Origin of the sequence: Cytobacillus sp., from assembly GCF_964223445.1 — a bacterium.
Classification (GTDB): domain Bacteria; phylum Bacillota; class Bacilli; order Bacillales; family Cytobacillaceae; genus Cytobacillus.
Genome location: NZ_CAXQGS010000058.1, coordinates 1 through 15,793 on the forward strand (window position 1 = coordinate 1; position 15,793 = coordinate 15,793).

A 15,793-nucleotide genomic window follows, 5' to 3' on the forward strand; every position below is an offset into this window, starting at 1 on the left:
GATTTCTCCATGGCTTTGAGAAGCATCATCTTTTTTACATCCTCGGCATTGGGAACCTTGGCAGTCAGACCTCCGCGGACAACCTTTTGGGCTTCCTGTACGTAATGAATCTGGTATGGAGCCTTGCCGCCGCGGTTGTCGAAATAATTCGTGTTAATCCTCTGATATTCCCAATTAGGGGAGGTTTCGGCAGACTCATAATTAAGCGGCCACTGACCGAGATATACAATGGCTCTGTATCCGAGTGCAAACGGAGTGCTGCTCACAGAGGTTTCATTCAGCATCCGAATGAGATCCGGATTTTCGATTTTAACCTTGGATGAGTCAATGAGCTGCTGGGTTAATTCACTCGGCTGGAGTGTGGGCATATCCTGAGCCGGATTCGGATACGTATTTTCCTTTGTAACATTCAGCACCGAATTAGGGACAGCAATGGCCTTCGGCGGCTGTTTTGCCGATTTCTCAGTCCCTTTCTGCGCTTCTGCGGCCGGATGGAATGACAGCATTAATATAAGACCTAAAAAAAGAATGCTTACGTATTTTTTCATGATGTCTTTCTCCTTTCAAGTCACAATCTTTTTAGGTTGATATTAGTTTTTTCGGAGAAAGTGGATATTATCCCTCCCGTGAAAAATTAGAGAGTGATTAAAGGAGGAATGAACATCAAAAATATTTCATTTGTAATGATTTTGTAAAAATCTGAATATTTACAAATATCTAATAATGTTTTATAATAGGCTTACTAAACAAAAGGAGGGCAGTGGAAATCAACCCCACTACTATGTAAAAGGAGGAGAATCGTTTTTTTGTTAAGTCATCTGCAAGTCAGGTTAATGGTCAAATATCAGCGTAAAGGTTGGTGATCAATGACTGAAAGCGAACAGAACCATTCTCTGAAAAACATAATCCATTAAAAAAGTACTTAAATACCCATATAAATAACCGGCCCTGAGATTTATTCAGAGCCGGTTTTCTGTTTGGTCTGCGCTATAAAAGATAAAACCCTATTCCCATGATAACGTAAGCTGCCAGCAAAGTGGCGCCTTCAAACCAGTTGGTTTCTCCATCATTGCCAATGACAATCATCAGCAGCACCGATGTGACCATGGCAATTAACTCAGGCATTGTAAAGACAAGAGGCATTGCAGCCGGGAACAGCAATGAAAGCAGTACAAGGACAGGTGCTACAAACATCGCAATCTGCAGCGTGGAACCAACAGCAATTTCAACAGCTATATCCATTTTATTTTTATAAGCCATAATGATGGCAGAAGCATGCTCAGCCGCATTTCCCACGATTGCCACAATGACTACCCCAATAAACAGTTCTGTCCAGCCAAACGCTTCTCCCACTTCTTCGAAGGTGTGAACCAGATTCTCTGATACATAAGCAACGGCAATGGTTGCAATGGCAAGTACAGCAATGGCTTTCCCTTTGCTCCACTCCGGAGTTTCCTCCTCATGAGAGCTTCCGCCTTCTTCGTTTGTTTGATAGACGCCCCGGTGAGTGACCAGCTTGAAGAACAAAGCCGCTAGGTAAAGAGCGATTAAAATGACCGAGATGCCGATGCTGAAAGTAATTGTTTCTGCTTCATCCATGGTCATTGAAAACACTTCAGGAATCACAAAAGCCACAATGACGGCAAACATCAAAAGTCCTGAGTTATGGCGTGCATCATAGACATTAAAGGACTGGGTCTTGTATTTAACTCCGCCAACGAAAAATGAAAGGCCTGCCACTAACAGTAAATTCCCCAAAACGGATCCTGTCAGTGATGCAAGAACCACACTAATCAGGCCGGCCTTCAATGCAAAAATCGATATGATCAGTTCAACCGCATTTCCAAAGGTGGCATTCAGCAACCCTCCAATTCGGGGGCCTGCAACTATGGCAAGGCTTTCTGTCGCCCTTCCCATATAGCTGGCCAATGCGATAATGGTGATACAGTAAATCACAAACAGCAAAATATTGGACCAATGCATCAATGTTCCGATAACAGACAGCGGCACACCTGCAAATGCCAATACCATAAAAATTTTATTAGTCATATCTCTTTTCTCCTTACGTTTTAATATTTTTAGTATTGCCTGCTCATTCCCGCCTATGTGATTATATGCAGTGAGTTTATGTAAAACGTTCTTTCTCTTTAGCCGATTTCGTAAAAATTCAAACTTGGAGCAGGATTTAGGCATTTTAAAAACAGGCAAAAAATTTGGCTTTTGCTTTCCGAACTCGGGGCAGCTTCGGACACAATCCACGGTTTTTGCTGTTCGAACTTAAAGCTAATTCAGATTTGAAGACAACAAAATAGCCCAATCACCAGGCGATTGGGGCTACAATGATATAAGTTTTTTTAAACAATAACTAAAGCTGCTAAGACAGCTGCCTTCCAGGTTACTTTATAGCTTTTTTTGCTAAGGCCTGAATCGTCATATCATCCATTGGCGGATTATGGAGGCCGGCACGCACATCCCTGTAATAACGCTGCAGAGGATTTTTTGCTGATAAACTGCGGGCACCTGCCACACGCATGGCTATATCGACTACTGCAATGGCAGCGTTTGTTACAGCCAGCTTGACTGCTCCCAATTCAGGCTGCATCGTGCTTCTGGCTTCATCATTTGCTTCATCCCATTTGTTTGCAACGGAATAGAGAAAATGGCGTGCTCTCATCAGTTCAAGCTCCATCTCGCCAATTTTTTGCTGAACATTGGGCAAATCAATGATGGCACCGATAATGCTGTTCGGGGAATAATTTTTGGCAAAAGTGATGGCATAATCTTGAGCTGCCTGTGCAATGCCTAAATAACAGGCCGGTATATGGAGAAGCCAGCCTGCCGCTCCTTTTTTGCCGGGCTGAAACAGCTCAACAAGCGCGTTCTGCTTAACCCTTGCATTTTTTAAAAGAAGGTCGTGGCTCCCCGTTCCCCTCATAGCAATGCTGTCCCATGTTTCCTCTATCTCCAGGCCTTCGGAACTTCTCGGAATTAAGAAGTTCCCTATTTCCCCGCTTTCTTCAATCGTGGCGCTCACATTGAAGTAATCAAGCACAGGAGCCATTGTCGTAAAGCTCTTCCGGCCATTAATAATCCAAGAATCTCCTTCTTTTCTGGCAGAGGTAACTGGCTTTCCTCCCCTTGTAGGGCTGCCCGTCTGCGGTTCTGTTGCACAGTTATTCATTAATGCTCCCTTTTTCACTTCTTCACATAAAGTCCTAAATATGGATTCATCCCAGTTGTTTTTCTCGCCCAGGCTTTTGATAATGCCCATATGCCAGCCAATGGATAAGGCTGTGGAGCCATCTCCTTCAGCAATTTTTTCCTGGAGGCGGAGAAATTCAGAAAGGGAGATTTCCTTTCCTCCATATCGTCTGGGGACTGTTAATGATGTATATCCTGATTCTTTAAGTTCTTTTATATTTTCAAAGGGGAAAAGACCCTCTTCATCATTTTTGCCAGCTCTTGATAAAAACGCTTCCGAGAGTTTTTCCATGAGCTGGATTCTTTCTTCGGCTGTATGTAAGTCTTGGAATTTCATTGAGAGGCACCTCACTTCAAATTTTTAATTCTTATTATTTTTATAGGAATTATTATACTATTTTTCATTCACCCTTCACAAAGATACCTGATGAAAAGCTTGCCTATAAAAAAAAGAAAGAGGCACCCTCTTCCTTTTTTGCGTTTTAAATAAGTTCAAATGTCTCTTCAATTTCAATGCTTCCCTCAACTGAGCGTACCATTGAACAATTCTTTCTAGTCAATTCCAATGCTTTGTGAAGCTTATCCTTATTTAAGTCAGTTCCTTTTATGATGAAATGAATATGTACCTTCTCAACACGGTCAGCGACTTCAGGGTTTCTTTCCACATTGGTTTTTATTTCGATGTCTTCAAATTCCATGCGCATTTTTTTCATGATTTTCCTCAAAACACCCCCGCTGCACACAGCCAGCGAAGCGACAAGCAGCTGGTACGGTCTGAAGCCATACTCTTCATCCCCGGCAACATCCAGGCGTCCAAATGGCAAATCGGTATAAAAGCCTGCTTCTTCCTTCATTTTAAATTCCATGGTATTCGCCCCTTTTTATCTTATTAATATTAGAGATTACACTATTTTACCTACAAACAAAAATATTATGACCAGCAACTTTCTCTTGCCAAGATTCCCTAATCCCGATACCATCATTTAGGAGACATTTATATTTCACGTCAGAAAATGAGGTTTTAATATGAATAAAGAAACGTTGCGGTTTTGGATTCTCATCAGCATTGTGGCCATCTCAGGTTTTAGCCAGGGAATGCTGCTTCCTTTAATTGCAATTATTTTTGAAAATGACGGCATTTCCTCAAGCTTAAATGGTTTGAATGCAACAGGTTTATACATTGGGATCCTGCTCATCTCTCCTTTTATGGAATATCCATTGCGCAAATACGGCTACAAACCGGTTATTATCCTTGGAGGTTTATTAGTGGTGGTATCTCTCATCCTTTTCCCTCTCTGGAAATCCTTTTGGTTTTGGTTCATTCTCCGGCTGTTAATTGGAATTGGAGACCATGCCCTGCACTTCGGCACACAAACATGGATCACATCCTTTTCACCTGAAAACAAGCGCGGCCGGAATATTTCATTATATGGACTTTTCTTCGGGGTAGGATTTGGAGTAGGGCCATTAATGGCACCCCTTGTCAAAATTAATGAAACCCTGCCGTTTGTCATTTCTTCCATACTGTGTCTGATTGCCTGGCTGTTTTTATTTACATTGAAAAATGACTTTCCAGAACAGTCCATTGAAATCAACTCATTCAGAGAGACAATGAAGCGTTTTTCGAAAGCTACGAAATATGGATGGGTTGCCTTCTTGCCTGCGTTGGGCTACGGGTTTCTTGAAGCCTCCTTGAACGGCAGCTTCCCTATTTACGGCCTGCGCATCGGGCTGGAAGTTTCAAGCGTTTCGCTGCTGCTGACTTCTTTTGCAATTGGCGGAATCATATTCCAGCTTCCTTTAGGAATCATGAGTGATAAATTCGGAAGACGCAATGTGTTAATGAGTGTTCTTTTTATCGGGTTTATCAGCTTCGTCGCCGCAAGCATGCTCGAAGAATTGGTCTTTGCTCTGACAGTTTGCTTATTCATTGCCGGCATGGCCGTCGGATCAACCTTTTCACTTGGCATCACCTATATGGCAGACTTAATGCCAAAAAACCTGCTTCCAACCGGCAACCTGCTATGCGGAGTAGCATTTAGCATTGGCAGCCTGATTGGCCCCTATTTCGGCGGCCTGTTCATTGAACTATTCAAATCCATAAGCTTCTTCAATATTATCAGTGTCATGCTTTTGATTATCTTTGTCGCCGTCACATTATTTGGGAATAAACAGCAGATATTGGAGAAGAGCCAGTCGTTTTAATTTCGGTATAGCAGAATTTACAAAGGTTATATGATAGTTTGGCCTTGAAATACAAATAAAGTTTTACCTGCTGAGTTGATTGTAGCGGAGGGCACTTGACTCCTGCGGGAGGAGAGGGAAGTGAGAGACCCCGCAGGCGAAGCCGAGGAGGCTCTCATGCCTCCCCGCGGAAAGTAACGGGCTACATTAGAAGCTAACAAGTTTAAATATAAAAAGAAAAGTAACTGTTTAACTTTTCTTTTCATAGGCTATATAGTAATATAAGTGTAATAGAATACAATATTTGCATAATGCTAGCTGCATTACCTGTATGACTGGATTTTAACGCTGTCACCTAATTGGTGGCAGCTTTCGTCGTTTTTTAGGGGTATTGAATGTGATTATTCTTCTCAATAAGACAACTGACAAAACTTTAAATTCATTTTTAGGAGGACAAACGATGAGTATGGAGGCAAAGGCATTGCTTAAAAGCAGCAGAGTATCTGAAGAAAACCTTTTAGAAAAAATCAAGCCACATGCTGAACTGATTGCCGCTCTCTTAAGCGGTGTATTGATTCTGGCAGGCTGGTTATTAGACCGAAGCGAAATGGAAGCTGCATCAATTGCAGCTTACCTGCTGGCTTTCATTATCGGCGGCTTTGCGAAAGCAAAAGAAGGCATCGAAGAGACCATCGAGAATAAAGAACTGAATGTTGAAATGCTGATGATATTCGCTGCGATCGGATCAGCGATTATTGGCTATTGGACAGAAGGCGCCATCCTGATATTCATCTTCGCGGTCAGCGGCGCATTAGAAACATATACCATGAACAAAAGCCATAAAGAAATCTCTTCCCTCATGGAACTGCAGCCAGAAGAAGCCCTGAGGATCATAGATGGGGCTGAGGAACGTGTGCATGTGTCTGAGCTGGAAATCGGGGATTTAATCCTGGTAAAACCAGGTGAGCGGGTTCCATCGGATGGAATGATCATAAAAGGCATTTCATCATTGGATGAGGCAGCCATCACGGGTGAATCACTTCCAGTTTCCAAAGGAGCAGATGACCAGGTCTTTGCCGGTACTGTGAATTTAAACGGATCGATTACAGTTGAAATAACAAAACCAAATAATGAAACTCTTTTCCAAAAAATTATTGAACTGGTGCAATCAGCCCAAAGCGAGAAGTCTCCTTCACAGCTTTTCATTGAAAGGTTTGAAGGAACCTATGTCAAAGTGGTTTTGACTGTTGTCGTTTTAATGATGTTTGCTCCTCACTTTCTTTTAGGATGGAGCTGGACAGAAACCTTTTATCGGGCAATGATTCTGCTCGTCGTCGCTTCACCTTGTGCCCTGGTTGCATCAATCATGCCCGCGACTTTATCAGCCATTTCGAATGGAGCGAAACACGGGATACTGTTTAAAGGCGGCGTGCACCTCGAAAACTTAAGTCATCTTAAAGCGATCGCCTTTGATAAAACCGGCACACTGACAAAAGGAAAACCGGAAGTAACTGATGTAGTAGTCAAGGATGGTCTTTCCGGGGAAGATCTGCTTCTGAAGGTAGCTTCTATCGAGAGTCATTCAAACCACCCGCTCGCAAATGCCATTGTCAAATATGCCAAGGAAACACTGTCAGAATCCCTTATTCGTCCGGAGAGCATTGAAGATGTTACCGGATTTGGAGTGAAAGCCAAAGTTGATCAGGATGAATGGAAAATCGGCAAAGCCTCTTTTGTTGGTAAAACTGAGGCCAAGGCATTTGCAAATGGAGCAGCCGATCGCATGGCAAGTGAAGGAAAGACTGTTGTATTTATACAGAAAAATGAAGAAGTCATTGGCCTTATTTCCCTCAAGGATGTTGTCCGTGAAGAAACCAAACAGGCTATTGATCTATTGAAGCAGCAAGGAATTTACACCATTATGCTTACTGGAGACAGCCAGACAACAGCAGCAGCCATTGCCAGCGAAAGCCATGTCAATGAGCATATTGCCGAGTGCCTGCCTGAAAACAAGGTTGAGCATTTGAAAAAGCTAAAGGAAAGATACAGCAATGTCGCCATGGTCGGTGACGGAATTAACGATGCCCCTGCCCTTGCAACGGCAAATGTCGGAATTGCCATGGGCGAAGGAACGGATGTAGCGCTTGAAACAGCTGATGTTGTGTTAATGAAAAATGACCTGCCAAAAATTGCCGAAGCCATTGAACTTTCAAGCCGAATGAATCGCATTATCAAACAAAATGTCATCTTTTCAATAACGGTCATTATGTTTTTAATTGCATCCAATTTCCTGCAGATACTTGACCTTCCTTATGGAGTAATCGGCCATGAAGGGTCTACCATTTTAGTTATTTTAAACAGTCTAAGGTTATTGAGATCATAAGGAAAGCCTGGGAACTCAGTTTCCCAGGCTTTTTTTGTCTAGCGCAGCAGCCTGCCAACTCGAGGTGAGGCCCACGGGATACGGGCCATGCAGACGTTCCCACAGGACGTGGCGTTCTTAGTCTGCGGTCCTACGTGAGCTAGGTGCTTCCGCTTTTCTTATTAATGGTAGCCGTTCTGCCCGTTAGCAGATCCGGATGTCTTTTGCTTAGGTTTATTTTTGCCTTTTTGCTTTGTGCCGCCGTCTTTTTTCGTGTGTTTTGTCATATCAATGCCCTCCTGAAGAATTCATTTTCCCCCATTACTATTGTGTTACGGAAAGTGCTTTTTTAAGAAGGAAACTTTTTCATCAGCAATCCTCTTTATTGATCCTGGAATTGATGGCATTGATTTCCCCGCCAAGAATGATGATAATCCCGGATATGTAAAACCAGATCATAAGCACAATAATGGCCCCAATGCTTCCATAGGTAGCGGAAAAATTGCCGAAGCTGCTGACATAGTATGAAAAGGCAAGGGATGACAGCACCCAGCCGACTGTTGCGAAAATGGCACCAGGTACAACACTAATACACTTTAACTTTTTATTGGGGGCAATCCAGTATAGCCCTGTAAACACCATAAAAAGGATAAATGGACTCACTAACCAGCGAACCATATTCCAAATCGCCAGAAATTGACCTGACAAACCAAATTCCGAAGATATAAACAAACCAATCTGTCTCCCAAAAACAGGAAGGAGCAGCGCCAGCACAAACACAAAAATCATCGCAAACGTCAGTAATATCGCCATCCCGCGTGCAATAATAAAATGACGGGTTTCCTTTACGTCATACGCCTTATTGAACGCCTTCACCACAGCATTGATTCCATTTGAAGCTGACCAGAGCGTAGCGATGATCCCAAAGGAAAGCAGCTTTCCATTTCTTTGCGTAATTTCATAGATATTGGTTTCAATGAGCTTCATGGTCTCTCCTGGTGCAAAATCACGTACAACATTTAAGATATCCTGCTGTGTGATCGGCAAATAAGGAACGAGTGTGACCAGGAAAATCAGCAGCGGAAAAAGAGAGAGAAGAAAGAAATACGCCAATTGGGCAGCAAGTCCAAACACATCATCTTCTTCTACTCTCTTCCATAAGTTTGGAATCAGTGCCGAAAAAGTTCGTCCCATTCCAACACCTCACTTGTTTTTAATGCGGAATCTGAACTGAATCGTCAGAAGATTTTTCCGGCAAGTCACTTGATCCCTTCTGCTTAATATCTGAAAAGGCCTGCTTTGTATTCTGGACAATCTGTGTTACTTCCGGTGCCATTTCTTTTATTTCTTCCACTGTTTCAGTAATAAAAGCAACGTCTTCACTAACCTGGTCAATAGCTGTTTTGACCTTGTTGGAAACATCCTTCACCTGATTCACGGCTTCACTTGGGTGTTTTATGTAATAGCCGACATTGCTGGACGTTTTCCGGCAATTGTCAAAAACGGTTTCCCTTGTGGATTTGTCAAGAAGGCTTAGCGCACCGCCTGCAAGTGCTCCATATAGTACACCTTTCCAAAACAATGATTTCCCCATATTTTATTCTCCTTTAGCAAAATTATTATATGAAAATTTGGTTCAATTTTTCCCTATTTTCCAGTTGACGAAACCTGACTCGTTCTTTTTTTGAAGGATCCTATATAATTTGTCCAAACTTCTCCTTTATTTTCTACTAATTTCCATGGTACATGCAAGTCTAATTTATGTTGACAATTTGCTGATATCGTGGAAAGATGATAAGAAAAGCGTGAGCGTTCAAATACATAGCTATGAGAGGGTGTTGGGAATGAATAATTTGTCGGAGAAATCGGTTGAGAATGTTGAGTTTATGATTGAGGCTATTAAGGAAAAGCTGAAGGTTTTAAACTTAGGTGCTATTAAGCCTTCTCATTTTGATGAGGAAATGTATGAGGAATTGAAGGATATTTATGATCTTGTCATGAAAAAGGATTCGTTTAGTCCTAATGAAATGCAGGCTTTGGTGGAAGAGCTGGGGAGTTTGAGGAAGAATAAATAATTATTGGAGCAGCCTATTGATGGCTTCTTTTTTGATTGGTTGTATCCTTATAAACATAATTTGCAGCTGTTGATTTGGGTGCTGATTTTCGCTGCAGGCACTCGCTTTCCACGGGGCTACCGGGAGCCTCCTCGGCGTGACCGCCTGCGGGGTCTCCCCTGGTTCGCTACTCCCGTAGGAGTCTCCTGCCTTCCGCTCCAATCAGCACGGTATTAATTAGGAATTTTTGGAAATCAAAACCTGGATGGATAATCCCCGAAAAAAATTCATTAATCAACAATTAAAAACCCCCTGCCAAGTCAGGCAGAGGGCTGTCATTTCATTAACCTAACAACTTAAGCGATTCACGTGTAAATGCCGGAATATCATCTGGCTGGCGGCTTGTGACTAACTGGTTTTGGCAGACGACGACTTCTGAGTCCTGGAATTTGGCTCCTGCGTATACCATGTCGACTTGGATGGATTTGTAGCCGGTTGCGTCGCGGCCTTCGAGTGTCTTGGCTGTCAGCAGCAGCTGTGGTCCGTGGCAGATCGCGAATACTGGTTTCTTTTCGTCCATGAAGGATTTTGTAAATTGAACAAATCGGTCATCGGCACGAAGCTGGTCCGGTGAGAATCCTCCTGGCAGGAACAGGGCATCGAAGTCCTTCGAATTTACGTTATCAATGCTTTGATCTATTTGAACAGTGGCTTCACCCTGTTTTCCTTTAACAGCTTTGCCTTGTTCCTTTTCAATTGTCACAACTTCATGGCCGGCTTCTTTAAATGCTTGGGCAGGTTCCGTGTATTCACTATCCTCGAACATTTCGGTAATTAAGCATGCGATTTTTTTACTCATTTATAACATCTCCTTTGAAAAATCTTCACATAAGGAGATTTCCCTGAATGGACAATCTTAAACGTAAAAATGCATGTTCACCTTTAAAACACCCCGCTGTCCATTCTTCTGGCAAAGTCAACAAACCTGAATTTGTCGGGTCTATGCCTGGATTCTGTGTATTGAAAAAGGGTGGCGTCGTCAAAGTAAATATAATTTTTCACCACAACTATGGCATGGAATCCTTCCATATCAAGGAGCCTGCGATCTTCAGCTGTTGGTTCTTCCACTGTAAATTCCTTTTTGGCAAAGCTGATTTTTTTCCCGAGTTCGCCCTCAATATATGCAAAAATAGAGCTCTGGCATATTTCTTTGGTTAAGCCCGGGACATATTTCTCAACTAAAAAATCCTTGTCCAAAATTATCCGCTCATCTTCAATTTTTCGGACACGATACACTTTCCATACCTTTTCACTTTTATCAATTTGGAGATGCTTCATCTTTTCTGCGTCAGGCTGTATAAGTGAAAATTCGTCCACAATCGTTTCGGCACGCTGACCCATTTTCCCGGCCAGCTCTTTAAAGCTGACCAGTCCCGATATGGGGAACTGCAGCTTTTTTAAATCAAGGACCATCGATCCTTTTCCGCGGATTTTCTGGATAAAGCCGTTTTGTGCAAGCAAATTCAAAGCTTTGCGGATGGTTTCTCTTGAAGTGGAATACATCTCTGTTAATTCATGTTCTGATGGCAGAATGGATCGGGCAGGATATTTGCCTTCCTGTATTTGCTGGGCAAGCTCCTCATAAATCACTAAATATTTATTATTTCTCATTTAAATCACCATTTCAGTCATGTTTTACACCATTCTACCATTTATCCAGCCTGCTTTCATTTACCTGTTGGACAGCTGGATGAAATACCACCCTCCTTCGGTTACGACCGGCTTGAAGGTTTTTACTTTCAGCTTCAGCTCTTTAGCGATTTGATGGATATCCTCCTCAGTCGGGGTTGGATATAGATTTTCAAATGCTGAGAAGAAGCTGTTAAAAACACTTGAAAACTCTTCCCCTTTTTTCGAATGAAGAATGGGCGTGATAATAGTTATGGATCCTTTCCGGCTTAGCCAGCCTTTCAAGCGGGATAGCAGCTGCTTGCGATCCTCCGGCTGAATGTAATGAAGCAAGTTATTGACCATAATTAAATCAGCCTGATGCTCAGGAGAGTATTCCTGGACATCAGCTGTGACAATATTAATGTTAGGAATATCCCTGCAATTGGTTCGGGCAGAATCTGCGACCTCTTCATTAATTTCAATGCCTGCCAGTTTTGCCTGCGGGAACTTTTGGCTGATTCTGCTTAAATAGCCGCCTTCCCCGCAGCCAATGTCTATGATTCTTACCATTTTGTTTTTCTTAATGGTTTTCATCAGACGCGGCAGTGCAAGCTGTTCAAGCAGTGAAGAGGTTCTTGCTACGGTAGGTCCATGCTCTTCATGGTCAAAAGTGTTTTTCTTATTGGAACGGAGCAGTTCTGGATAAGAGAGTAAAGTCGGGATATGCAATTCCATCATTTCCTTCAGGATGATTCCTGTGGATCGGGGGTTTTTCGGCGTGGATGGAAGACTGAATTTAGATGCTGTCTTAATTTTATCCTTCCCTTTCTTTTTCAAATGGCGGATCGAAAGCCCCACCTCCACCCACCTTAAAAGCAGCTCTTCCTGAAGATTTTTGCTTGATGCCACCTCTTTTACTGTTTTCCAGCTGCGGAACTGGGAAAAAAGGTCAAGCTCGAAGCCTACATACGCATGCCAGCTGTACAAAAACGGCTGGTTCTTTTTCATCCAATTTCGTGCTTTTAGTAATCTCAAATATTCATTTATCATACTGTTCAACCTTCTTCCAGGGATAGTCATCTTTTTCTGTATATAAATAATGGCTTTTATCCGCCGCTGATAATTCTGTTCTTCTTGCCGGCAGCATTCCTGCCTGAATCAATCGGTCCCACAGGCTCTCTGACCAATATCCAAGGCCCGAAACATTCAGCATTTGCTTATATTGCAGGGTTTTATCTCTTTCGATCTGCTTCAGGCCTTTACGGCGTATTCCAGTAATAACCCGGTTGGAATAAGAATAGGCTAAGGCCGATAAATGGCTGAGGCTAATCATGTTTTCAGCCCGGGGCTTCCTGACTTTTTCATACCATTTAAGCTTGTCCGGCGAAATTCTTCCGCTCGCATACATCTCGGCAAGCAATTCACCAAGCACATCCGCATCCTGAATCGCCATATTCATCCCTTCACCTGCCATCGGGTGGACCGTATGGGCTGCATCCCCCAAAATAGCGAGTTTTCCGTCCACATATTTATCTGCATAAAAGGCTGTCGGAATCATTAGCTGAATATCCTTCCAATTTTTCAGCCTGGTCACATACCCCTCCAATTCCGGAAAAAGCTCTAAATAGATTTGATGGAAATGGTGAATTCCTTTTTTGAGATGTTCCTTATAAGTGCCCTCCGGAATTAAATAGACAGACCGTACCTTCGCATCCGGCAGCGGAAATAATCCGAGGAACCGTTCATCTTTAGAAATGATCTTCCCTTCCTCCAATGATTTAGGCCGGGGGAACGTGACAGTTAAAAACTGATGATTGTACTCAATCTTTTTAATCTTGCTGTTCATTACTTTTCTTGTTATGGAATTCCTTCCCTCAGCACCTATAAAAAAGTCTGCCTTCACTGTCAGCTGCTCCTTTACATCCTTCCGCTCAACCATTAATTTGCCATTGTCATAGCCTTTTGCCAGGGTCCCTGACAAATAATGAAAGCTTGGATATTGAAGCGCCCGTTTAAGAAGGATTCCTTTCAGCTTTTCATGCTCGATCATGAGGGAGTAATCATAATCCCCCGGCAGGATGCTATAATCCATGGCAAACTCTTTTTCCCCTTCCTCGAACGCAATTCGGGAAAATGAAAAGCCATTCTCGCGGATTACATCCAAAGCATCCAACCGCTTAAAAATATTCAGGCTCTTCGGCTGCAGGAGTTCGCCTTTATAAACGGAAGATGGGGCATCCAGCTTTTCCAGAACGAGGACATCAATATTGGCTTGAGCCAGCTTCAATCCCAGCGTCAAACCGCCAATCCCTCCGCCCACAATTGCAACCTCTGTATTCAAGGACATGTTTCCACCACCTTTGCCTTTTATTTAACCTCCTTTTTAAAAAGCAAAACCAATGGATATGCTGATATTACAATGTCTGGAAAAAATTATAAGAACAAACTTTTGAAAATAGGAGTATGATTGTGGGTGACACCTATATTTTCAAAATCCTGTATAATAGAGAGAGTAAAATCAATTAACGTTCCTTTACGGGCGATATATAGCATTATCGCAGTCTAACGGGCAGTAAGATCCCCATTTAAAACTGCAGTAAAATTCAAAGTTGAATTAACGTGGCCCAAACTGCCCGTAAGGCCCGATTAGTTCAACTAACAATCAGCGGGAAAAACCCCCACTGATTGAAGTTTCACTTTATTTTTTGGAGGCATTAAAATGAGAGAAATAGCAGTCGAACAATATATCCAAATGGACAACGCAGTTCCGGTCGATGTCAGGTCTCCAATTGAATTTGAGGAGTGCAGCATTCCCGGTGCTGTCAATGTGCCGCTTTTCACTAATGAAGAACGTGTAGAAATCGGAACACTATATAAAAAAGAAGGATCTGATGCGGCTAAGTGGAGAGCGATGGAAATCGTTTCACCTAAAATTCCGTCCATGATGCAGAAAATCAGAGAACTTAAAAATGATGGCTTACAGCCTGTCATTTACTGCTGGCGCGGCGGAATGCGCAGCAAGGCCGTTACTACATTTATCACATATGCGGGCGTTTCAATCCCCCGTTTAATTGGGGGCTATCGAGCGTACCGTCAATATATACTTGAAAACACAGCAGACTTGATTCCTGAAAAAGCAGTTGTTCTGCACGGAATGACCGGCGTAGGGAAAACGGATGTGCTGAAGGTGTTAAGCGAAAAAGGATATCCTGTTATTGACCTTGAAGAAATGGCAGGACATCGCGGATCGATCTTCGGATCCTTTGGCATGGGAAACGGCAGCACACAGAAAACGTTTGATGCTCTATTGTATCAAGCCCTTTCTAAGGTTAAAGGTTCCCCTAATGTTATTATGGAAGCCGAAAGCAAACGAATAGGCAAGGTTGTTCAGCCGGACGAGCTGCTCCATACCAAAAAAACCGGAATTCACATTGATATGTTCGCCAGCATGGAATCCCGTGTCCAGCGCATCATTCGTGACTATGTTGAGCCTTATCATAAAGAAGAATGGTTCAAACCGAAAGTGGATGAAAGCCTTGTGTTTATTAAAAAACGTCTGAAAGATACTGAAATCCGCGAGCAGCTGGATGAATCAGCTGAAACAGGAAACTACGAGCTATTTATCAAGCTTTTATTAGAACACTATTACGATCCACGCTATGCCTTTAAGCAGCATGACTATGAAGGTCAATTCCACCACGTGAATGCAGATGATGTGGAAGCAGCTGCACAGCAAATTATTGACATTATTGAAAAGCAAAATGCTCCCGTCCTCTGACGCGGAGCATTACTTTTTGCGAGCGACAAAAGATATATTTTTATAAAACTTAGATAACTAACTATTTAAATCGGTTGACACTGTGGTATGATGATAATAATATTGAACAAATCGTTCTTAATATGGAACTAAATATATGATATAATCCTATTACATACAAAATAAGGTGTGTGGTATACCATGATCGGTGATCGTGTAAAAAAACTTCGCCAGGAAAAGAAAATGTCCTTATCCGAGCTTGCGGACCAGGCTGGTGTGGCAAAATCATATTTAAGCTCACTTGAGCGCAATCTGCAAACCAACCCATCGATTCAATTCCTTGAAAAAATTGCTGGTGTTCTGAATGTCCCCGTGGATCATTTAATTCATGAGCAAATCAACAAGGAAGATCTTGATTCAGAATGGATGAAAATTGTGAAGGAAGCGATGGAGTCTGGTGTTTCGAAGGAGCAATTTCGGGAGTTTTTGGATTTTAATAAGTGGAGAAGCGGACAAAAATCATAGATGTAATGAGCCTGAATATACAGGCTTATTTTTATGCCA

Annotated in this window: 15 protein-coding genes; 5 read left to right on the top strand and 10 right to left on the bottom strand. The window is 42.5% G+C overall.

Features of this window, described 5'->3' with window-relative positions:
* The 4 genes from ACEQ1T_RS10880 to ACEQ1T_RS10895 all read right to left on the bottom strand — a co-directional run.
* Nucleotides 1-548 (bottom strand): YfkD family protein (locus tag ACEQ1T_RS10880; protein ID WP_370222884.1); only part of this gene is annotated, 548 nt, incomplete at its 3' end.
* Between the two features lie 439 nt (nt 549-987).
* Nucleotides 988-2,049 carry a calcium/proton exchanger gene (gene cax, locus ACEQ1T_RS10885; RefSeq protein WP_206842386.1) on the bottom strand — a complete coding sequence of 354 codons (1,062 nt, stop codon included), beginning with the start codon at nt 2,047-2,049 and terminating at the stop codon, nt 988-990.
* A gap of 346 nt (nt 2,050-2,395) precedes the next feature.
* On the bottom strand, nt 2,396-3,538 hold the full coding sequence (locus ACEQ1T_RS10890) for an acyl-CoA dehydrogenase family protein (protein WP_370222886.1): 1,143 nt from the start codon (nt 3,536-3,538) through the stop codon (nt 2,396-2,398).
* A gap of 145 nt (nt 3,539-3,683) precedes the next feature.
* Nucleotides 3,684-4,067 (bottom strand): OsmC family protein, encoded by a 384-nt coding sequence (locus ACEQ1T_RS10895; RefSeq protein ID WP_206842373.1) that lies wholly within the window; start codon nt 4,065-4,067, stop codon nt 3,684-3,686.
* A gap of 160 nt (nt 4,068-4,227) precedes the next feature.
* Between ACEQ1T_RS10895 and ACEQ1T_RS10900 the strand changes: the two genes are divergently transcribed.
* Both ACEQ1T_RS10900 and ACEQ1T_RS10905 read left to right on the top strand, forming a co-directional pair.
* Nucleotides 4,228-5,406 (top strand): MFS transporter, encoded by a 1,179-nt coding sequence (locus tag ACEQ1T_RS10900; RefSeq protein ID WP_370222888.1) that lies wholly within the window; start codon nt 4,228-4,230, stop codon nt 5,404-5,406.
* A gap of 439 nt (nt 5,407-5,845) precedes the next feature.
* Nucleotides 5,846-7,768: a heavy metal translocating P-type ATPase gene (locus tag ACEQ1T_RS10905; RefSeq protein ID WP_370222890.1), complete on the top strand. Its 1,923-nt coding sequence runs from the start codon at nt 5,846-5,848 to the stop codon at nt 7,766-7,768.
* Between the two features lie 348 nt (nt 7,769-8,116).
* Here ACEQ1T_RS10905 and ACEQ1T_RS10910 read toward each other — a convergent pair whose 3' ends face one another.
* Together ACEQ1T_RS10910 and ACEQ1T_RS10915 are read right to left on the bottom strand one after the other, a co-directional pair.
* On the bottom strand, nt 8,117-8,941 hold the full coding sequence (locus ACEQ1T_RS10910) for a YihY/virulence factor BrkB family protein (protein ID WP_370222892.1): 825 nt from the start codon (nt 8,939-8,941) through the stop codon (nt 8,117-8,119).
* A 19-nt stretch (nt 8,942-8,960) separates the two neighbouring features.
* Nucleotides 8,961-9,341: a YtxH domain-containing protein gene (locus ACEQ1T_RS10915; protein ID WP_370222893.1), complete on the bottom strand. Its 381-nt coding sequence runs from the start codon at nt 9,339-9,341 to the stop codon at nt 8,961-8,963.
* Between the two features lie 250 nt (nt 9,342-9,591).
* On the opposite strand from ACEQ1T_RS10915, the gene ACEQ1T_RS10920 reads away from it, so the two are divergent.
* On the top strand, nt 9,592-9,822 hold the full coding sequence (locus tag ACEQ1T_RS10920; RefSeq protein ID WP_009334896.1) for a DUF1128 domain-containing protein: 231 nt from the start codon (nt 9,592-9,594) through the stop codon (nt 9,820-9,822).
* Between the two features lie 322 nt (nt 9,823-10,144).
* Here the strand turns inward: ACEQ1T_RS10920 and ACEQ1T_RS10925 are convergent, their stop codons facing one another.
* The 4 genes from ACEQ1T_RS10925 to ACEQ1T_RS10940 form a co-directional block, all read right to left on the bottom strand.
* A complete protein-coding gene (locus ACEQ1T_RS10925; protein WP_370222895.1) occupies nt 10,145-10,660 on the bottom strand; it encodes a type 1 glutamine amidotransferase domain-containing protein in 516 nt (171 codons plus the stop codon).
* An 83-nt stretch (nt 10,661-10,743) separates the two neighbouring features.
* The gene (treR, locus tag ACEQ1T_RS10930; protein WP_370222896.1) at nt 10,744-11,472 is read right to left on the bottom strand and encodes a trehalose operon repressor; all 729 of its coding nucleotides are present in this window, start codon (nt 11,470-11,472) and stop codon (nt 10,744-10,746) included.
* Nucleotides 11,473-11,532: 60 nt separating this feature from the next.
* A complete protein-coding gene (locus tag ACEQ1T_RS10935; RefSeq protein WP_370222897.1) occupies nt 11,533-12,522 on the bottom strand; it encodes a trans-aconitate 2-methyltransferase in 990 nt (329 codons plus the stop codon).
* On the bottom strand, nt 12,512-13,819 hold the full coding sequence (locus ACEQ1T_RS10940) for an FAD-dependent oxidoreductase (RefSeq protein WP_370222898.1): 1,308 nt from the start codon (nt 13,817-13,819) through the stop codon (nt 12,512-12,514). The genes ACEQ1T_RS10935 and ACEQ1T_RS10940 overlap by 11 nt, the downstream gene beginning before the upstream one ends.
* A 372-nt stretch (nt 13,820-14,191) precedes the next feature.
* Here ACEQ1T_RS10940 and mnmH point away from each other — a divergent pair, with 372 nt between their 5' ends.
* Nucleotides 14,192-15,250 carry a tRNA 2-selenouridine(34) synthase MnmH gene (gene mnmH, locus ACEQ1T_RS10945; RefSeq protein WP_370222900.1) on the top strand — a complete coding sequence of 353 codons (1,059 nt, stop codon included), beginning with the start codon at nt 14,192-14,194 and terminating at the stop codon, nt 15,248-15,250.
* 180 nt (nt 15,251-15,430) lie between these two features.
* Entirely contained in the window at nt 15,431-15,754 is a 324-nt protein-coding gene (locus ACEQ1T_RS10950; RefSeq protein ID WP_048010430.1) for a helix-turn-helix domain-containing protein, read from the top strand.
* The last annotated feature ends 39 nt before the right edge of the window (nt 15,755-15,793 follow it).